We start from the raw sequence: 17,509 nt of genomic DNA on the forward strand, positions 1-17,509 counted from the left end.
GATTTTTGAATAATTACACCCATATTTTATAGGTGGACATTCTTACTCGGTCCCCTTTTTATGGTAAAGTTGCCACAAAACAAAAGAACACAGGATTTTCTCAATGGGCTGCTGCGACGCACCTGGCTTGATGCCAATTGAAGAAGCGATGGACAAAATGCTATCGCGAATCAAACCTATCCAAACAACGCTTTCTCTTCCACTTGCTGAAGCACTCGGTTTTGTACTGGCAGAAGATATCTTGTCTCCTATTCACGTACCGCCATTCGATAACTCAGCAATGGATGGCTACGCTATTCGCATTCAAGATCTTGAGTCATCTTCTGTATTGCCTCTGGCAGGTAAATCATTTGCAGGACAACCTTTTGAAGGTGAATGGCCTCAAGGTACCTGTGTTCGCATCATGACTGGCGCAAAAATCCCACAGGGTTGTGATGCCGTTATCATGCAAGAAAACACTGAAGTGACAGATGATGGCATTCAGTTCAACCAAACCGACGTGAAGCCACAAAACAACATCCGCCCAACAGGTGACGACATCAAGCAAGGCGACATCGTACTGGCAAAAGGTGCACGTTTGACACCTCGCGATATTCCGATGATTGCGTCTCTTGGTATAAGCCATGTGACAGTAGTGCGTAAACCCAAAGTTGCTTTCTTCTCTACTGGTGATGAACTTAAACCACTGGGCGAACCGCTAGACGAAGGTCAGATCTACGACAGCAACCGTTACGGTATTAAACCACTTATCGAGAACTTCGGTTGTGAAGCCGTTGATCTTGGCATCATTCCAGATTGCCCAGAGACTCTGAAAGCAACCTTTGAACAAGCGCAAACATTGGCAGATGTGGTTGTGACCTCCGGCGGTGTCAGTGTAGGCGAAGCGGATTACACCAAAGACATTCTTGAAGAGCTTGGTGAAATCGGTTTCTGGAAGCTAGCAATCAAGCCGGGTAAACCTTTCGCGTTTGGTAAGCTAAGCACTGCTTGGTTCTGTGGTCTGCCGGGTAACCCGGTTTCTGCCGTGCTCACTATGTACGTGCTTGTTCAACCAATGCTGGCAAAACTTGCAGGCCATACCGAATGGAAAGCACCCGAGTCTATTCCAGCAACAACCAAAACCGCCTTTAAGAAAGCACCAGGTCGTACCGATTACCAACGTGGTATCTACACATTGGAAGATGGCAAGTTTGTGGTTGAAACAACCGGTAACCAAAGCTCTGGCGCATTCCGCTCAATGAGCCTAGCGAACTGTTTTGTTGTCTTGGAACGTGAGCGCGGCCGAGTTGAAGTGGGCGAAACGGTTCAGGTTCAACTATTCAACTCAACCCTTTACTAGGAAGACGTTGTGGATATTCTTTCCGATCAGGAAATGCTGCGTTACAACCGCCAAATCATTCTTCGTCAGTTTGACTTTGAAGGACAAGAAGCACTCAAACAAGCATCGGTATTGATGCTTGGTGCTGGCGGTTTAGGCTGCGCATCAAGCCAATATTTGGCGACTGCTGGTGTCGGTAAAATCACGCTGATTGATGATGATATCGTCGAGTTGTCTAACCTTCAGCGCCAAGTACTGCATCACGATGCGGATATTGGTCGTAAGAAGGTAGAATCAGCGGCCGATGCACTACGCGAGCTTAACCCGCACATCATTGTAGATACCATCGCAAAGCGTCTTGATGATACAGAGCTAAAAAGCTTGATCGAACAGCACACAATTGTTGTTGATGCATCAGATAACGTCGATACGCGCAATCAACTTAACCGCCTATGTTTTGCGACTAAAACACCGCTAATTTCAGGCGCGGCTATTCGTATGGAAGGCCAAGTGAGCGTGTTTACTTATGATGACCCAGCGCAACCATGTTACCAGTGCTTAAGTGCCCTCTTCGGCAGCGGTGCGTTAAGTTGTGTCGAAGCCGGAGTCATGGCTCCTGTTGTGGGTATTGTTGGCGCAGTACAGGCGATGGAGGCGATTAAAGTGATTGCTGATTACGGCCAACCAAAGAAAGGCAAAATTCTGATTTTGGATGCGCTCAGCATGTCTTGGCGAGAAATGAATCTGATGAAAATGCCCACCTGTCCGGTTTGTAGTTAGCTCTAAACCTCTAATCATTCCCAAAAAGCCCAACTCGATGTTGGGCTTTTTTCTCATTTTGACAATCAGATTTAAAACCCTTCTCCTTACAAATATTAAATCCATAAAATTCAACCACTTAAAAGTTGGCACATTCCTTTCATTGCATATATCACGAACCAATGAGAGGGCGAATTATGAAAAGGACATCACTACTACTTGGGTCTCTAATAGCGAGCGCTTATGCACAAGCGGCGCCATTTGACACATGCCCAAGCAAAGCATACCTATTCCAATCAACCCCGGTTCAAATCTATGGCGTCAATTTGGTTACAGGTTCTACGACTCTTTTAGAGGACGACACAGGTTTGGCTTCGGGCATCAACGGTGTAGGCTTTAACTTCACTGACCGTTATATCTACGGCTACGACACCACAAACAAAAAGATTGTTCGTCTTGGTCAAGACTTCCAAGCAGAGACGCTTAATGTTTCGGGTCTTCCAACCGACCACACCTTTTACGTAGGTGACGTTTACAACCACGTCTACTACTTGTACCGCAAAGGCAAAGGACTTTTCTCCATTGACCTTTCTCCGCTCGATTCTGATCCAAATGCGACATTGAGCATCGTGAAAATTAGTTCAACAGCGACTGTGAACCTAACCGACTTTGCATTCCATCCAGGCGACGGTTCCCTTTACGGCATCGACAATAACTCTGGAGTGCTGTACCAGTTCAACCCATCGAATGGTAATACGACTGCGATAGGCGACACTGGCGAGTTAGGCACATTTGGTGCTGGCTACTTCGATGTAAACGGAAACTACTACGTGTCACGTAACCAAGATGGCAAAATCTATCGCGTTGACCTTTCGGAAGGTAACGCAGCCAATATCGCAGCAGGTATCGTTCCTGCGGTTGAGTTTGTGTCTAACGGTCCAAGCTCAAGCCAAAATGATGGCGCACGTTGTGCAAATGCTCCAGTGATTGACGAAGACGAGCCAATCGATTTTGGTGATGCTCCAGACAGCTACCACACAACACTTGCGTCAAATGGTCCTCGCCACGAGGTGGACGGTGTAACTTGGCTTGGTTCTGTCGCGCCAGATGGTGATGCCGACGGTCAAGCAAACGACAACTCTGTTGGCACCGCTGATGAAGATGGTGTTGGTTTTGTATCCGCACTTGACCCAGGCTTAAGTTCAATTGTGAATGTGACGGCTTCCACTTCTGGCTACCTATCAGCATGGTTTGACTGGAACCGCGATGGTGACTTTAATGATGAAGGCGAACAAGTCTTTACTGACCAACTACTGTCTGCGGGTAATAATCCCCTACCGTTTGTCGTTTCAACCGCTGCAACGGAAGGGTCTAGCTGGAGCCGATTCCGCTTTAGCCAACAAACCGGATTAAACTACGATGGTGGTTCGACATCTGGTGAGGTGGAAGATTACCCAATTACCATCACTGGTAATGGCTACTCAGTGGAATATTTCCCGAGTGCAGAAGATTACGCCACCGTCGCTTACGAAGATAACTGGCCATACACCGCAGACTACGATATGAACGATGTGGTCGTGAAATTCCGCATCACTGAAACCAGTCTTGCTGGTCATGTTGAGAATATTCAAATTACTGGTGACCTAGCGGCTTACGGCGCAAGTTACAAAAATGGCTTCGCAATCCGACTACCGGGTGTTTTAAGAAGCTCGATTGAAAACGGACTAACAACGCTCTCCTTCAATGGTGTAGAACAAGCATCTAATGGCTTGGAAAGTATTTCTGATGAAGCCATTTTCATCATCAGTGAAGACTTAAGCACACACGCGGCGAGCAGCTGTAGCTACTTCCGTACCGAGTCTGGCTGTGATGATAACGTTTCACTCACCTTTACCTTGAATGTGTACTTCACTGAAGGCTCTGACCGTTCAGCAATTCAAGCCATGCCATACGACCCGTTCATCTTTGCAACACCGGGCACTTACCATGGCGATGGTATTACTTTCCAACCAGGGCGTAAGTGGGAAGTTCACTTAGCAGACCAAGCACCAACAGAACAGTTTGATGACCAAAACCTCTTCGGTGTCGGCGTCGATGCAAGTGACCCTGCGCAAGGTGTGTACTTCAAAACAGCAAACAACTTACCTTGGGCACTGTTGATAGTAGAAGATTGGGATTGGCCGCTAGAGCGTGTAGACATGGTCGATGCATACCCTCAATTCCAAACTTGGGCTGAGTCTGGTGGCGAACGAAGCACAGATTGGCACACCGCTCCAACACCTAACAAATGCTACATTCCATAGGGAGATAACATTATGAAAGCACTTATCACAATCATCATGGGATTAGCACTAACGGCTTGTGGCGGTGGCGGCGGAGGTGGTAACAGTACACCACCTTCACCAACCCAAACCACCGTTGCAGAGGAAGACACAACCCAACAGGAAGAAACAACCGTAGAAGAGACTACCGTAACTGTAGAAAATGCAACCATGCAGGACCTAGTAGTACCGGATGGCTTTAGCTACAACCCAGTGACGGAGGGTACGCTCAATGTAAACATCAGTGGTTTCTCTTCACAACGTGCACACCTAAGCGTGTACAAAGAGTTTGTCGAGAACAGTTCAGGTAACTACGATGCAAAATATCCAAGCAAAGTCGCATCGGTTCCACTCAACAACGGTACAGCAAACGTCGACTTTAATGTTTCTGATAGCCAAGGTAGCCTACTTGTTGAAATTTGGTTCTATGACGGCAGTGACCCAATTCAGAAAGTGATTACTTCTGGAGACAACACTTGGACCATGTAACTAGATAGATTGAAGGCATGGCGAAAGCGACCTTTCATCATAAATCTTCAATCTCAAGCTTAAAAATCGCATCGTTCTTTTGAACATGCGATTTTTTTGTTGTAAAACAGTAAGATTATCCACCTAGCAAACTAAAGACAATGCAAGCACTGATTAGTACTGATGAACTCAATAGCTTTCTCGGCCAACCTAACGTCAAGCTCCTCGACGCTAGTATTGCGTTTCAAATCCCTTCTGAAGGCAAAAAGATTCAAGATAAGTGGATTCCAAATACTTTACGCTTCGATTACGACAATGACTTTTGTTTACCCGGTTCTTCCCTGCCGCATATGATGCCAACAGAAGAAGGCTTCAACCAAAGTGCGCAACAACTCGGTTTGAACAACGAAGATTTGATTGTGGTTTACGACAACTCTGGCACTTTAGCCGCGCCAAGAGCTTGGTGGATGTTCAAAGCTATGGGACATGATAATGTTCGAGTCTTAAACGGCGGCCTTCCCGCTTGGGTTGAAGCCGGATTCCCTGTTGAAAGTACCCTATCGCAACCAAGCGAAGAAGGTAACTTTGCAGGTAAGCTCAACCAAAATGCCTTTTTGAGTGCACAAGATGTTCTTGCTCATTCAACCAATAAAAGTGCCAACATCATCGATGCCAGAGCCAAAGCACGATTCCTTGGTGAAGTGCCTGAGCCACGAGAAGGTCTACGTAGTGGGCACATCCCAAATTCGGTTTGCTTACCGTTTCAAGAACTCTTGACCAACGGTCACATTAAACCAAACTCAGAGTTGCAACAGATATTTAGCGCACTAACGATAGATAGTGACAATTCGATTATTTTTAGTTGCGGTTCCGGTGTAACCGCATGCATTTTATTACTCGCGGCGTATCAAATTGGTCTAGACAACCTGTCGGTGTACGACGGTTCTTGGACCGAATGGGGTGCAGACCACTCTCTACCTATCGAGTGTTAAGACAAGTGTCTGTTTAACAAAGTATCTTACGTTTATCTAAAGATGATGTGTTCCAATAAACTAAACGCAGCTTCTAAACCAAACTTGTCATTTCGAAATAGAAACTGGCTATGAGTGATTTGTCACCCCTCATAGCCTGACTACATCAAAAGCCGACTATTTCCGTTAGCGTTCAGATGTCGCGTTGCCGTGCATTTGCTCATCTAAGTTGAGCACGGTTAATGCGTTGCTAACGCTCGTGGCGATCACGTCTATCGCTCCAGTTCTTAATGCTCCGAGTAGAGCGAGTGGCTTGCTGTTCTCAGCTGCGATCGCAATGACTTCCGAGATCGGCCGAAACTCTTCAATACCAAGTCCAATTACTCGGTCACTCATTACCGTGTTCGCTACATTACCGTGAATATCAAAGAAGTCATAACCTGCAAAATCCCCTACCACACCTTGTTGAAGTCTCGACTGAACCACTTCATCAGGCGTAAACCAACCTAAGTCGACCATGTAACTGTTTTCGCTCATGTCACCAATACCAACCAAAGCGACATCGGCTTTACGTGCTAGGTCGAGCGTTTGTTTCACGGTTGCATTTTGCATGAAGGCCAACTTCTGTTCTCTATTTTCTGCGTATGCCGGCGCATAAAGGGTTTCAGAGGTTCCCCCATATTTCTTCGCCAACTGACGACAAATATGGTCGGCGTTATACATACCGCCACGCGGATGAATACCACCAATGCCACACACAAATTTACAATCACGCGGCGTAATAACACCAATATGGTGAGCGACAGACGACACGTTGCGCCCTTGTCCGACCGTCACCACCATGCCGTTTTTGAGCGTGCTAGTGAGATAATTGGACACCAATCCCGATACCTGTAGTCGTTGCGCTTCTTCATTCGGTTGATCAAGAGCAACAAGCGCGCGCTTAACGCCGAATCGCTCGATCAAACGTTGTTCGATCTTGGCGCTGAACACCGGATGGTATTTAACGGTAATTTCAACAATGCCTTCATCACGCGCCTGCTTGAGCATTCGCCCGACCTTTGCGCGTGATATGGCAAATTTTCTCGATATCTCTTCCTGAGTCGCACCGTCTTGATAATACGCGACGGAAATCTCTGTCAACAAATCCGTGTTTTCAATGGAAATATCTTGATTAGAACTGCTCATGGTTTCTCTCGCCCTTTAAGAGGATCGATATTGTATGCAATAAGTGAACATATGCTCATTGACTTAGCATATGTTCTTTATCAATTTAAACGCTACATTTGCTCATCGCAATAACATTTTCTCACTACAATTTTTTACCCTCTTGGACAACGCTCAAGCTTTGAACAATAAGGGCAAACGTTTATTTGGGTTAACCACTAAACACACAGTAAAAAAACGTTGATGAAGTTCACTATAAGTCCATTTCAGCGATTGACTTTCAGCATAGATAGGATAAATATGGACACATCATTTACTCAGCTATCGATCAAATGTTCATAGCATTTGATCGGTAACGAAATTTTCCGTAGTTGGCTGAGCAGATGTCTCATTAAATGCGATGAGACGGTTAGCTAACTCGCTTGCAAATGCACAAGCCGTGATAACAAAAATCACGCTTAAGCCCATTTAAATAGGATGATCGATTATGAGCAACAAGTTAGAGCAACTTCGTAAACTAACGACTGTAGTAGCAGACACTGGCGAAATTGATGCAATTAAAAAGTATCAGCCAGAAGACGCAACAACTAACCCTTCTCTTATCCTTAAAGCCGCTCAAATCGCAGAGTACGCACCTCTAATCGATGCTTCAATCGAATACGCTAAAGCACAGAGCAACGACAAAGCTCAACAAGTTCAAGACACTTGTGACATGCTTGCAGTAAACATCGGTAAAGAAATCCTAAAAACTATCCCAGGTCGTATCTCTACAGAAGTAGACGCTCGTCTATCTTACGATATGGAAGGCAGCGTAGCGAAAGCTCGTCAACTAGTGAAAATGTACAACGATGCTGGCATCACTAACGACCGTATCCTTATCAAACTGGCTTCAACTTGGGAAGGCATTCGCGCAGCTGAGATCCTAGAAAAAGAAGGCATCAACTGTAACCTAACGCTTCTATTCTCGTTCGCTCAAGCACGTGCTTGTGCAGAAGCGGGAGTGTTCCTAATCTCGCCATTCGTTGGTCGTATCATGGACTGGTACAAAGCGAAAGAAGGCCGTGACTTCGAAGCTCAAGAAGATCCAGGCGTACTATCTGTAACTAAGATCTACAACTACTACAAAGAATACGGCTACAAAACTGTAGTTATGGGCGCAAGCTTCCGTAATATCGGTGAGATCTTAGAACTAGCTGGTTGTGACCGTCTAACTATCGCTCCTGCTCTACTTGCAGAACTAGAAGCAGCTGAAGGTGAAGTAGTTGAGAAACTAGTTGATTCTAAAGGCGCAGCTGAGCGTCCAGCACCAATGACTCATGCAGAGTTCCTATGGGAACATAACCAAGACCCAATGGCTGTTGAGAAGCTGGCTGAAGGTATCCGCAACTTCGCCGTTGACCAAGGCAAACTAGAAGCGATGATCGAAGCTAAGCTTTAATTGCTTACCAAAAGCGAGTAGCCCGTCTACTCGCTTTTACCATCAGCACTATTTTCAAAAAATTCTATTTGAACTTGTTTCGGCGAGTTCCCTCTATTTAAATCAAATATCGAGAAGTAATCACTATGGATCGTAAACATCTAGCAAATGCAATCCGTGCGCTAAGCATGGATGGTGTTCAACAAGCTAACTCTGGTCACCCAGGTGCACCTATGGGTATGGCTGACATCGCTGAAGTTCTTTGGCGCTCTCATCTAAACCACAACCCATCAAACCCTGAGTGGGCAGACCGCGACCGTTTCGTACTGTCTAACGGCCACGGCTCAATGCTGATTTACTCTCTACTGCACCTTGCAGGTTACGAGTTGTCTATCGACGATCTGAAAAACTTCCGTCAGCTTCACTCTAAAACTCCTGGTCACCCAGAGTACGGTTACGCGCCAGGAATCGAGACCACAACGGGCCCACTAGGTCAAGGCATCACTAACGCGGTTGGTATGGCTCTAGCTGAAAAAGCGCTAGCAGCGCAATTCAACAAAGAAGGCCACGACATCGTTGACCACTTCACTTACGTGTTCATGGGCGACGGCTGTCTGATGGAAGGTATTTCGCACGAGGCATGCTCTCTTGCAGGTACTCTAGGTCTAGGCAAGCTGATCGCGTTCTGGGATGACAACGGCATCTCTATCGACGGTCACGTTGAAGGTTGGTTCTCTGACGACACACCTAAGCGTTTCGAAGCTTACGGTTGGCACGTAATCCCTGCAGTCGATGGTCACGATGCTGACGCAATCAACGCAGCAATTGAAGCGGCGAAAGCGGATCCACGTCCTACACTTATCTGTACTAAGACTATCATCGGTTTTGGTTCACCAAACAAATCTGGTTCACACGATTGTCACGGTGCGCCACTAGGTGCAGAAGAAATCGCAGCAACACGCAAAGAACTAGGTTGGGAGCACGGTCCTTTTGAAATTCCGCAAGAAGTCTACGCAGAATGGTCAGCGAAAGAAACAGGCGCAGCTAAGGAAGCAGCGTGGAACGAGAAATTTGCAGCTTATGAAGCAGCGTACCCTGAGCTGGCAGCTGAATTTAAACGCCGCGTAAACGGTGAGCTTCCTGCACAGTGGGAAGAGAAAGCAAGCCAAATCATTGCTGATCTTCAAGCTAACCCAGCAAACATTGCATCACGTAAAGCGTCTCAAAATGCTCTAGAAGCATTTGGTGCTCTACTACCAGAGTTCATGGGTGGCTCTGCTGACCTAGCACCTTCTAACCTAACCATGTGGTCTGGTTCTAAGTCTCTAGAAGCAAGCGACTTCTCTGGTAACTACATCCACTACGGCGTACGTGAATTCGGTATGACAGCGATCATGAACGGTATCGCGCTACACGGTGGTTTCGTTCCTTACGGCGCAACATTCCTAATGTTCATGGAGTACGCACGTAACGCAATGCGTATGGCTGCGCTGATGAAAATTCAGAACATCCAAGTGTACACGCATGACTCTATCGGTCTTGGCGAAGATGGTCCAACTCACCAACCAGTTGAGCAAATGGCATCGCTACGCCTAACACCAAACATGAGCACATGGCGTCCATGTGACCAAGTTGAGTCCGCTGTAGCTTGGAAACTAGCGATTGAACGTAAAGATGCACCGACAGCACTTATCTTCTCTCGTCAAAACCTTGCGCAACAAGAGCGCACAGCAGAACAAGTAGCAGACATCGCGAAAGGTGCTTACATTCTGAAAGATTGCGAAGGCAAGCCTGAGCTAATCCTTATCGCAACAGGTTCTGAAGTTGAACTAGCAGTAGAAGCAGCAGCACAGCTAACTGCTGAAGGTAAGAAAGTACGCGTTGTTTCAATGCCATCAACAGATGCATTTGACAAACAAGACGCCGCTTACCGTGAAGCTGTACTGCCATCAGACGTAACAGCACGTATCGCAATTGAAGCAGGTATTGCTGACTTCTGGTACAAGTACGTAGGCTTCGACGGTCGCATCATCGGTATGACTTCATTCGGTGAATCTGCACCAGCTGGCGAACTATTCAAAATGTTTGGTTTCACGACTGAAAACGTAGTGAACACAGCAAAAGAGCTGCTCGCGTAATTGCAGTAAAAAGATAGTCAGTTTTCTCTATTGCGAATGTGAAAACTGAAAAGCCCCACCAGCAATGGCGGGGCTTTCTTTTATCTGGCTCCTATTCGTATAAACGCAGCCAGGACATAAACATCACAACTTACGTTACGACTATTTGTCTTCAAATCGAAGTGCGAGCTGATAGAAATCTTGTACTTGGTCTTTCAACTGTCGGCTGTTTTGTTCAACTGAATGTGTTGCTGCCAAGTTTTGTTCTGCGGTCGAAGCGATAGAATGAATGTGCTGGTTTACATCACTAGATAGCTTTAACTGGTTATTCGCCGCTTCTGCTACATCAACCATCAGCCCACTCATGGTTTGCATCATCTGTTCAACTTCAGACAAACGCAACGCACTTTGTTCTGCTACTTGAGAACAGGCATCGGTTTGCTCTTTGTTTGCCAGAATATCTTTCTGCCAACTTTGAATCGTTGCCAACATAGTGGAGATAGAGGCTTGGATTTGTTCAGTTGCATTGGATGTTCGCCCAGAAAGCGCGCGGACCTCATCAGCTACAACAGCAAAACCACGACCTTGCTCCCCTGCTCTTGCCGCTTCAATCGCCGCGTTGAGTGCCAGTAAATTGGTTTGCTCTGCGATCCCACCAATCTCTTCCATCAAATGGTTCACCTTCTGTGCCTGATCACTCAGTTGATACGTCGTTTCCGTCGCTTTTTCAGCTTGAAGGCTTAATTGCGCTAGATTGGTGTGCGTTTGATCGATGGTCTCCTTCGCCATCAAGCATGACTTCAATGTATCATCAATCAACATATGGGCATCATTGGTACTCGAAGAAACCGAATTTGCCGACAACTCCACCTCTTGGGTAGCATCTCGCACACGATGAATATCGGTATTTTGCTGATTTAATGCAGCCGAGACTTCTGCCGTTGTTTGACTAAGCTCTTCGGCACAATGCTGCAAAGGCAATGCGGAATCAGTCATTCTTCCTAACACGGTTCGAATTCTTGCGGATAGCATTTTGATATGGAAATCGGCAATCGAAAATGCCGTGTTACCGGAATAGATCAAGCGACTTACGCTGTCATATTGCTTTTGTAACTTTTTAAGTTGCTGAGGTGTATCAATTAACTCTTGGCGGAATAACAGAGCCAGAACACTTGCAGGTAACGCACTTGCAAGCCAAGCCAACGGCCCTTCAACAGACAACGCATATGCGGTTGCAGGTGCGGTTAGTGCACCAAGTAGAATCGCATAGCGAATGGTTTCATTGATTTTCAACGACCAAGTTCGACCAGACTTCTCTGCAGCACGCATGCTTTTGTAGGCTTTTGTCGCAATATCAACCCACTCTCGCTTTGGTTTCACGCGCACTGATTGATACCCAACAACATGGTTGTCTTCGTAGATAGGGGTGACATAAGCATCAACCCAATAGTAACCGCCAGACTTAGTGGCATTCTTAACCATTCCACGCCAGGCTTTACCTTGTTTAAGGCGTGCCCACATGTCACCGAAAGCGGCTTTAGGCATATCATTATGACGAACTATATTGTGGTTCTGACCGACAAGTTCTTCGTGAGTGTATTCAGCAACGCGGCAAAAGGCTTCATTACAATATGTAATAACACCTTGTAAGTTCGTTGTTGAGACGAGTTCCTCAGACTCCCTCACGAGAGTTTCTTGAGCTTTATGAGAAATATTGGCTGACATAGACGAAACTTCTTTAGTTTTTATTGATTTTCGGCAAGATATATACAGGATTTTTATTTTTATTACAAAAAGTTAGATAAAAAAGTCTTATCAAATCGACATTTTTATTGTGGGAATTCACATTATCGATAAAAACATAAAGAAGAGATTGTTGATTTGAGCTAATAAACAAACCCGACACGATCGGCCGGGTTATATATTAAGCCTTAATTAAGCGGTTTGTGATTCTGGCTTTTTATTCGTTTTTAACGCAAACATCGCGATAACGAGTAACACAAATGGAAGAACATACAAATTAAGATTCTGCCAACCTACGGTAGACTCAAGCCAACCAGATAGTAATGCGGTGATGGTGACACAACTGAACACGAAGAATTCATTAAACGCTTGAGCCTTGCTTCTGTTTTTCGCTTCATAACTTTGACTAAACAGCCCGGTTGCTGCGATAAACATAAAGTTCCAACCTATTCCTAACAGGATTAAAGCAAGACTAAAATGCCAGATAGACACTCCATGTATATTAATTCCAATACAAGCAACAAATAGCAATCCACCCGCCAAAATCATATTCTTAGCGCCAAACCGCTCTATCAGACGGCCCGTGACAAACGCAGGTGCAAACATACCCAACACGTGCCATTCGATCACTCCCGCCGCTTTATCAAAATCAAAGCCACAACCAATCATCGCTAAAGGAGTTGCTGTCATTAAAATGTTCATCACCGCGTACGCAACCATTGCCGCGATAACGGCCAGCATGAAATTAGGTCGACGAATAATCAGTCTCAGCTTATCCGCCTTAGCGCGTAGCGCCTGCGTGTGTGCAGGTGGAAAACGAATGGTTTGTAGCACAACCAACGCGGTTATATAAAGCACGACAAGCACAGCAAATGCACTAATGTATAAGCCATCATCTGACCACTGCTGCGAGTACACGGCCAGATTAGGCCCAAGGATCGCCGCTAACACCCCACCCGCCATAGATATCGAAATCGCCCTATGCCTTGCCGACTCTTCACACACTTCAATGGCAGCAAACCTGTATAGAGTACCGAAACCTATACCAACACCAAGCAAAAACGTAGACATGCAGAACAGATAGAAGTTTTGTTGACTTAATGCATACGTCGCTAGACTAGCACCCAAAATGCCAATGACATTACCAAGGCTAAAACCAAGGCGACGCCCTAACTTGCCCATAATTAGCGACGCAGGAATTGTCGCGGCCATCAGTCCCAAAAACTGCAGTGCAACTGGTAATGTGATAAAACTTGATGACGGCGCAAGTGTTTTGCCAATAAGGGCAATAACAGATATGAGTAAAATATTCCCTGTCATTAATAAGGCTTGGCAGAGGGATAGAAGCCATACATTACGATTCAATTCCAAATTCCTTTTGGTTACAACGTATACAGATAACATATAGGAAAGCAGAAACAATAGAAAGATATGAGAGTAATTCTCAACAAAAAGAGCCAGAGGCATAGTACCTCTGGCTCTTCACTATTCACTTTTCGCTTTTAAAAAGTTTTTCTGTTGAGCTTACTTGTTGCGGCGCGCTTTTACTGCATCAGAAAGCTGACGAAGTACCGTTTTCGTATCTTCCCAACCAATACATGCATCAGTAATCGACTGACCATAAGTGGCTGCTTTGCCATCCACTAAGTCTTGGCGACCTTCAACTAAATGAGACTCGATCATCACACCAAAAATGGCTTCTTCGCCAGCAGAGATTTGTTCGGATACATCATCAGACACCAGCATTTGACGCTTGAACTGCTTCGAGCTGTTAGCATGGCTAAAATCAATCATCACTTTTTTCGGCAGACCTGCGGTGTCCAGCTCATCTTTAATTTGAGCTACATGTGCTGCACTGTAGTTTGGTTCTTTACCGCCACGTAGAATAATATGGCAGTCTGGATTACCAGCGGTTTCTACGATCGCGGAATGACCGTATTTTGTTACTGAAAGGAAGTGATGGGAAGCGCTTGCAGAACGAATCGCGTCGCTCGCTATTTTAATATTCCCGTCTGTACCGTTTTTGAAACCTACAGGACAAGAAAGACCAGAAGCTAGCTCGCGGTGAACCTGAGATTCTGTCGTACGAGCACCGATAGCGCCCCAACTGATCAAATCCGCCACGTACTGAGGTGTGATCATATCTAAGAATTCACTTGCCGTTGGCAAGCCCATATCGGTTAGATCAAGAAGAAGTTTACGTCCGATACGTAGACCATCATTTAGCTTATAGGTGTCATTTAAGTAAGGGTCATTGATAAGGCCTTTCCAACCAACGGTCGTACGCGGCTTTTCAAAATAAACTCGCATAACAACCTCAAGCTGCTCGCCCAGTTCATCACGTAATACTTTTAGCTTTTTACCGTACTCAACCGCGGCAGCCGGATCGTGAATAGAACACGGGCCAACGATCACGAGTAATCGATCGTCTTTTCCTTCAAGAATATTGTGAATGGCGTTACGGCAATCAAAAGTGGTCGAAGAAGCGGTTTCAGTCGCTGGGAACTTCTCTAATACTGCAACAGGTGGCAATAACTCTTTTACTCTATTTATTCTTACATCATCAGTTTGAAACATTACTTCTACTTCCTGGTTTTATTTCCGACCCCATTTTTACCAACTGAACTCATTGCAACATTGTTCACAAAGCGAGCAGCATCAAGGGCTGTGGTCATTTTCTGTCTAGCGTTTAAGTAACTTATCGGCTTAGACGTAGACTTGCAATCAGTTTTTGCAAATAAATGCAAATAAAAACCACCTGTTAACCACCGCGCACAATGTAAAGTAAAGTTTACGAAAAAAAGTTCAAAATAATCATCAATTTTCTTATGCACCAAAAAATCTTTACTACAATGTAAGAAATATCAGAAGTTTGTGAGGTATTTTTGGGTAGTAAATGTTGATCAAGTTCAAATATATTGTTGCTTGATATGAAATGATTAGAATATTAAACTAATTTCTTATAAACGCTGGTTTTTTCTAATTTTTTGATAAAACGAAGTAGAAGTTAATATGCAATCAATACAAGGAAACATTATGAACAAAGTAGCAATTGCAGTAGCAGCAGTGGTAGCTGGTAGTAGCGCGCTTTTAAACTCTGCTCAAGCTGAAATGTACATCGGGGGCAAAGTGGGCATGACTACACTTGACGACGCTTGCTATCTAAATAGCCCTTGTGATGATGAAGCGTTCGGTGCAGGACTACATATCGGTTATGACTTTACCGATATCATTGGGCTAGAGTACGGCGTAGACTTCTTAGGCGACTACAAAGCTAACTCGATGTCAGGGGCTAACACGGTTAATACGATTGACGGCAATCTAACGGCTTTAACACTTGCACCTAAATTCAACTGGCACTTAAACGACTCTTGGAATCTGTTTGCTAAGATCGGTGGTGCTTACATGATGTCTGATGACGAAACAGACTTTGTCCCAACAGGTTCTTTGGGGGCTGAATACTCGATCGATAGAAACTGGAGTGTTCGCGCTGAATACCAACGCTACCAAGACATGTCTGACGACGTGTGGGACGACATGGATGCTAACTTCTTTGGTATCGGTGTTAACTACAAATTCGCAGCAGCTCCAGTTGTTGCAGCAGTTGTAACGGAAGAAGTGATCGAGCCAGATCCAGAGCCAGTGATGATGAGCAAGGTGCACAAAGAAGAGTACGGTACAGGTACGTTTGAATTCGATAGTGCTAAGTTAACAGATTCCGTTTCTGAACGTCTGGACAACTTTGTTTCATTCTTGAACGAATATCCTCAAGCTCAAGTAGAGATTACTGGTTACACGGATAGCTCAGGCCCTGCGGCATACAACCAAAAACTGTCTGAGCGTCGTGCTCAATCTGTTGCTGATTACCTAACCGCAGCTGGCATTGGTTCAGATCGTTTGACAGTTAAAGGTATGGGTGAAGAAAACCCAGTTGCTGACAACAGCACTCGCGAAGGTCGTGAGAAAAACCGTCGCGTAGAAGTTGTGGTACCTTCATTTGAATACCAAGAGCTAGTTCAGCCTGAATAAGCATCTATGATTCATGATCGATGATGTGGTAAAAATTAATGGGGTGCATTTGCACCCCGTTTTGATCTCATATTAAGGGATATTGCCACTATGGTTTTGGGAAAAAGATCAACTCATTATCTTGCACCATAACGCAATCCATACCAGCTGCATGCGCCGCTCGCTTCCCCAGCTCAGTATCCTCGAACACAAGACACTGTGACGCCTCCAAGTCGAGTTGTTCCGCGGCCACCAAAAAGGTATCTGGAAAGGGTTTATGGTTCTCTACATCACTCGCGGTTACTACAACATCCAACTTGTCTAATAAACCTGCATGACTTAATAAGCGCATGGCACTTTCTCGTTGGCTGCCAGTCCCGACTGCAATTTTCTTATGGCCTAAATATTCCTCTAACACGATGTTCGTGCAAGGAATAACGTCACCATGAAGCTCCATAGCAGCGAATGTTTCCATTTTAAATGTCGCGACAGTTTTAGGATCTAACGAAAGCTCATGCACACGATTTAGTTCCTCAACAATTTTAAAGCTCGGCATCCCTCCCAAACTGTGAAACCATTCCTGGCAAAACGGAAAATCAAAACGCTCAGCAGTTGCTTGCCAAGCTGCCAAGTGGGCTGGCATGGTATCGATTAGAGTACCATCCATATCAAATATGAATCCCTCATAGGGTCTAAAATCAATCGTGCTCATGTCTTTTCTTCTATTTGTGCATCTGTAATGTTAATTTATCAGCTCTTTCAATCGTCCTTACCGGCATTTACTTATCATGCTCAAAATTTCGAACTCCGTCACAATTCAAGAGTGGGAAATTCAATTATCCCCAATTAGAGCTCAAGGAAATGGTGGCCAGAACGTTAACAAGGTAGCGTCCGCTATACACCTGCGCTTTGATATCCGGCATTCAAGCTTACCTGACTTTTACAAAGAGCGATTACTTGCACTTTCTGATAGTCGTATAAGTAAAGATGGCGTGATCATCATCAAAGCGCAACAATTTCGGACACAAGAACAAAATAAGGAAGACGCCCTAAATCGGCTTCAAGCATTGATAAAAGCTGCCGCTTTACAGGAGAAGAAGCGTATTAAAACGAAACCAACCCGCGCTTCTCAACGCCGACGACTTGATACAAAAAACAAGCACGGAGCGAAAAAACAGCAACGTAAAAAAGTGCTGTATTAGTGCATGTCGTGTTCTCGA

14 protein-coding genes are annotated in these 17,509 nt (G+C 45.1%); 9 read left to right on the forward strand and 5 right to left on the reverse strand.

Features of this window, described 5'->3' with window-relative positions; genetic code table 11:
* The first annotated feature begins 103 nt into the window (after positions 1 to 103).
* From moeA to R7Z10_RS04310, 5 genes are all read left to right on the forward strand, one after another.
* Positions 104 to 1,339, forward strand: a complete 1,236-nt coding sequence (moeA, locus tag R7Z10_RS04290; RefSeq protein ID WP_237305892.1) for a molybdopterin molybdotransferase MoeA — start codon at positions 104 to 106, stop codon at positions 1,337 to 1,339.
* A gap of 9 nt (positions 1,340 to 1,348) precedes the next feature.
* The gene (gene moeB / locus R7Z10_RS04295; protein ID WP_010647133.1) at positions 1,349 to 2,098 is read left to right on the forward strand and encodes a molybdopterin-synthase adenylyltransferase MoeB; all 750 of its coding nucleotides are present in this window, start codon (positions 1,349 to 1,351) and stop codon (positions 2,096 to 2,098) included.
* A 176-nt stretch (positions 2,099 to 2,274) separates the two neighbouring features.
* On the forward strand, positions 2,275 to 4,380 hold the full coding sequence (locus tag R7Z10_RS04300; protein WP_213906156.1) for an LruC domain-containing protein: 2,106 nt from the start codon (positions 2,275 to 2,277) through the stop codon (positions 4,378 to 4,380).
* A gap of 12 nt (positions 4,381 to 4,392) precedes the next feature.
* Entirely contained in the window at positions 4,393 to 4,887 is a 495-nt protein-coding gene (locus tag R7Z10_RS04305) for a hypothetical protein (protein WP_213906157.1), read from the forward strand.
* 140 nt (positions 4,888 to 5,027) lie between these two features.
* The gene (locus R7Z10_RS04310) at positions 5,028 to 5,858 is read left to right on the forward strand and encodes a sulfurtransferase (RefSeq protein ID WP_258634291.1); all 831 of its coding nucleotides are present in this window, start codon (positions 5,028 to 5,030) and stop codon (positions 5,856 to 5,858) included.
* A gap of 165 nt (positions 5,859 to 6,023) precedes the next feature.
* On the opposite strand, the gene R7Z10_RS04315 is transcribed toward R7Z10_RS04310, so the two are convergent.
* Positions 6,024 to 7,025, reverse strand: coding sequence for a sugar-binding transcriptional regulator (locus tag R7Z10_RS04315; protein WP_005387670.1), 1,002 nt, complete (start codon positions 7,023 to 7,025; stop codon positions 6,024 to 6,026).
* A 466-nt stretch (positions 7,026 to 7,491) separates the two neighbouring features.
* Between R7Z10_RS04315 and tal the strand changes: the two genes are divergently transcribed.
* On the forward strand, positions 7,492 to 8,442 hold the full coding sequence (gene tal, locus R7Z10_RS04320; protein ID WP_005373488.1) for a transaldolase: 951 nt from the start codon (positions 7,492 to 7,494) through the stop codon (positions 8,440 to 8,442).
* A gap of 125 nt (positions 8,443 to 8,567) precedes the next feature.
* On the forward strand, positions 8,568 to 10,559 hold the full coding sequence (gene tkt, locus R7Z10_RS04325; protein ID WP_042522667.1) for a transketolase: 1,992 nt from the start codon (positions 8,568 to 8,570) through the stop codon (positions 10,557 to 10,559).
* Between the two features lie 141 nt (positions 10,560 to 10,700).
* Here tkt and R7Z10_RS04330 read toward each other — a convergent pair whose 3' ends face one another.
* From R7Z10_RS04330 to aroG, 3 genes are all read right to left on the reverse strand, one after another.
* The gene (locus R7Z10_RS04330) at positions 10,701 to 12,263 is read right to left on the reverse strand and encodes a methyl-accepting chemotaxis protein (RefSeq protein ID WP_065275191.1); all 1,563 of its coding nucleotides are present in this window, start codon (positions 12,261 to 12,263) and stop codon (positions 10,701 to 10,703) included.
* 210 nt (positions 12,264 to 12,473) lie between these two features.
* The gene (locus R7Z10_RS04335; protein ID WP_318104090.1) at positions 12,474 to 13,646 is read right to left on the reverse strand and encodes an MFS transporter; all 1,173 of its coding nucleotides are present in this window, start codon (positions 13,644 to 13,646) and stop codon (positions 12,474 to 12,476) included.
* A gap of 159 nt (positions 13,647 to 13,805) precedes the next feature.
* Complete coding sequence (aroG, locus tag R7Z10_RS04340; RefSeq protein WP_318104091.1) at positions 13,806 to 14,858, reverse strand: 3-deoxy-7-phosphoheptulonate synthase AroG; 1,053 nt, start codon at positions 14,856 to 14,858, stop codon at positions 13,806 to 13,808.
* A gap of 459 nt (positions 14,859 to 15,317) precedes the next feature.
* Between aroG and R7Z10_RS04345 the strand changes: the two genes are divergently transcribed.
* Complete coding sequence (locus R7Z10_RS04345) at positions 15,318 to 16,310, forward strand: OmpA family protein (RefSeq protein WP_017635198.1); 993 nt, start codon at positions 15,318 to 15,320, stop codon at positions 16,308 to 16,310.
* 88 nt (positions 16,311 to 16,398) lie between these two features.
* On the opposite strand, the gene R7Z10_RS04350 is transcribed toward R7Z10_RS04345, so the two are convergent.
* Positions 16,399 to 17,001 carry a beta-phosphoglucomutase family hydrolase gene (locus R7Z10_RS04350; RefSeq protein WP_017819896.1) on the reverse strand — a complete coding sequence of 201 codons (603 nt, stop codon included), beginning with the start codon at positions 16,999 to 17,001 and terminating at the stop codon, positions 16,399 to 16,401.
* Positions 17,002 to 17,077: 76 nt separating this feature from the next.
* Between R7Z10_RS04350 and arfB the strand changes: the two genes are divergently transcribed.
* Positions 17,078 to 17,491: an alternative ribosome rescue aminoacyl-tRNA hydrolase ArfB gene (gene arfB / locus R7Z10_RS04355; protein ID WP_017635196.1), complete on the forward strand. Its 414-nt coding sequence runs from the start codon at positions 17,078 to 17,080 to the stop codon at positions 17,489 to 17,491.
* The last annotated feature ends 18 nt before the right edge of the window (positions 17,492 to 17,509 follow it).

The organism is Vibrio sp. Vb1018, assembly GCF_033338775.1.
Classification (GTDB): Bacteria; Pseudomonadota; Gammaproteobacteria; order Enterobacterales; family Vibrionaceae; genus Vibrio; species Vibrio alginolyticus.

Bases quoted from the DNA above. Each gene is read 5' to 3' on its own strand.
- moeA (WP_237305892.1), top strand. From the start codon at position 104: ATGGGCTGCTGCGACGCACCTGGCTTGATGCCAATTGAAGAAGCGATG.
- R7Z10_RS04300 (WP_213906156.1), top strand. From the start codon at position 2,275: ATGAAAAGGACATCACTACTACTTGGGTCTCTAATAGCGAGCGCTTAT.
- R7Z10_RS04305 (WP_213906157.1), top strand. From the start codon at position 4,393: ATGAAAGCACTTATCACAATCATCATGGGATTAGCACTAACGGCTTGT.
- R7Z10_RS04310 (WP_258634291.1), top strand. From the start codon at position 5,028: ATGCAAGCACTGATTAGTACTGATGAACTCAATAGCTTTCTCGGCCAA.
- R7Z10_RS04315 (WP_005387670.1), bottom strand. From the start codon at position 7,025: ATGAGCAGTTCTAATCAAGATATTTCCATTGAAAACACGGATTTGTTG.
- tal (WP_005373488.1), top strand. From the start codon at position 7,492: ATGAGCAACAAGTTAGAGCAACTTCGTAAACTAACGACTGTAGTAGCA.
- tkt (WP_042522667.1), top strand. From the start codon at position 8,568: ATGGATCGTAAACATCTAGCAAATGCAATCCGTGCGCTAAGCATGGAT.
- R7Z10_RS04330 (WP_065275191.1), bottom strand. From the start codon at position 12,263: ATGTCAGCCAATATTTCTCATAAAGCTCAAGAAACTCTCGTGAGGGAG.
- aroG (WP_318104091.1), bottom strand. From the start codon at position 14,858: ATGTTTCAAACTGATGATGTAAGAATAAATAGAGTAAAAGAGTTATTG.
- R7Z10_RS04345 (WP_017635198.1), top strand. From the start codon at position 15,318: ATGAACAAAGTAGCAATTGCAGTAGCAGCAGTGGTAGCTGGTAGTAGC.
- R7Z10_RS04350 (WP_017819896.1), bottom strand. From the start codon at position 17,001: ATGAGCACGATTGATTTTAGACCCTATGAGGGATTCATATTTGATATG.
- arfB (WP_017635196.1), top strand. From the start codon at position 17,078: ATGCTCAAAATTTCGAACTCCGTCACAATTCAAGAGTGGGAAATTCAA.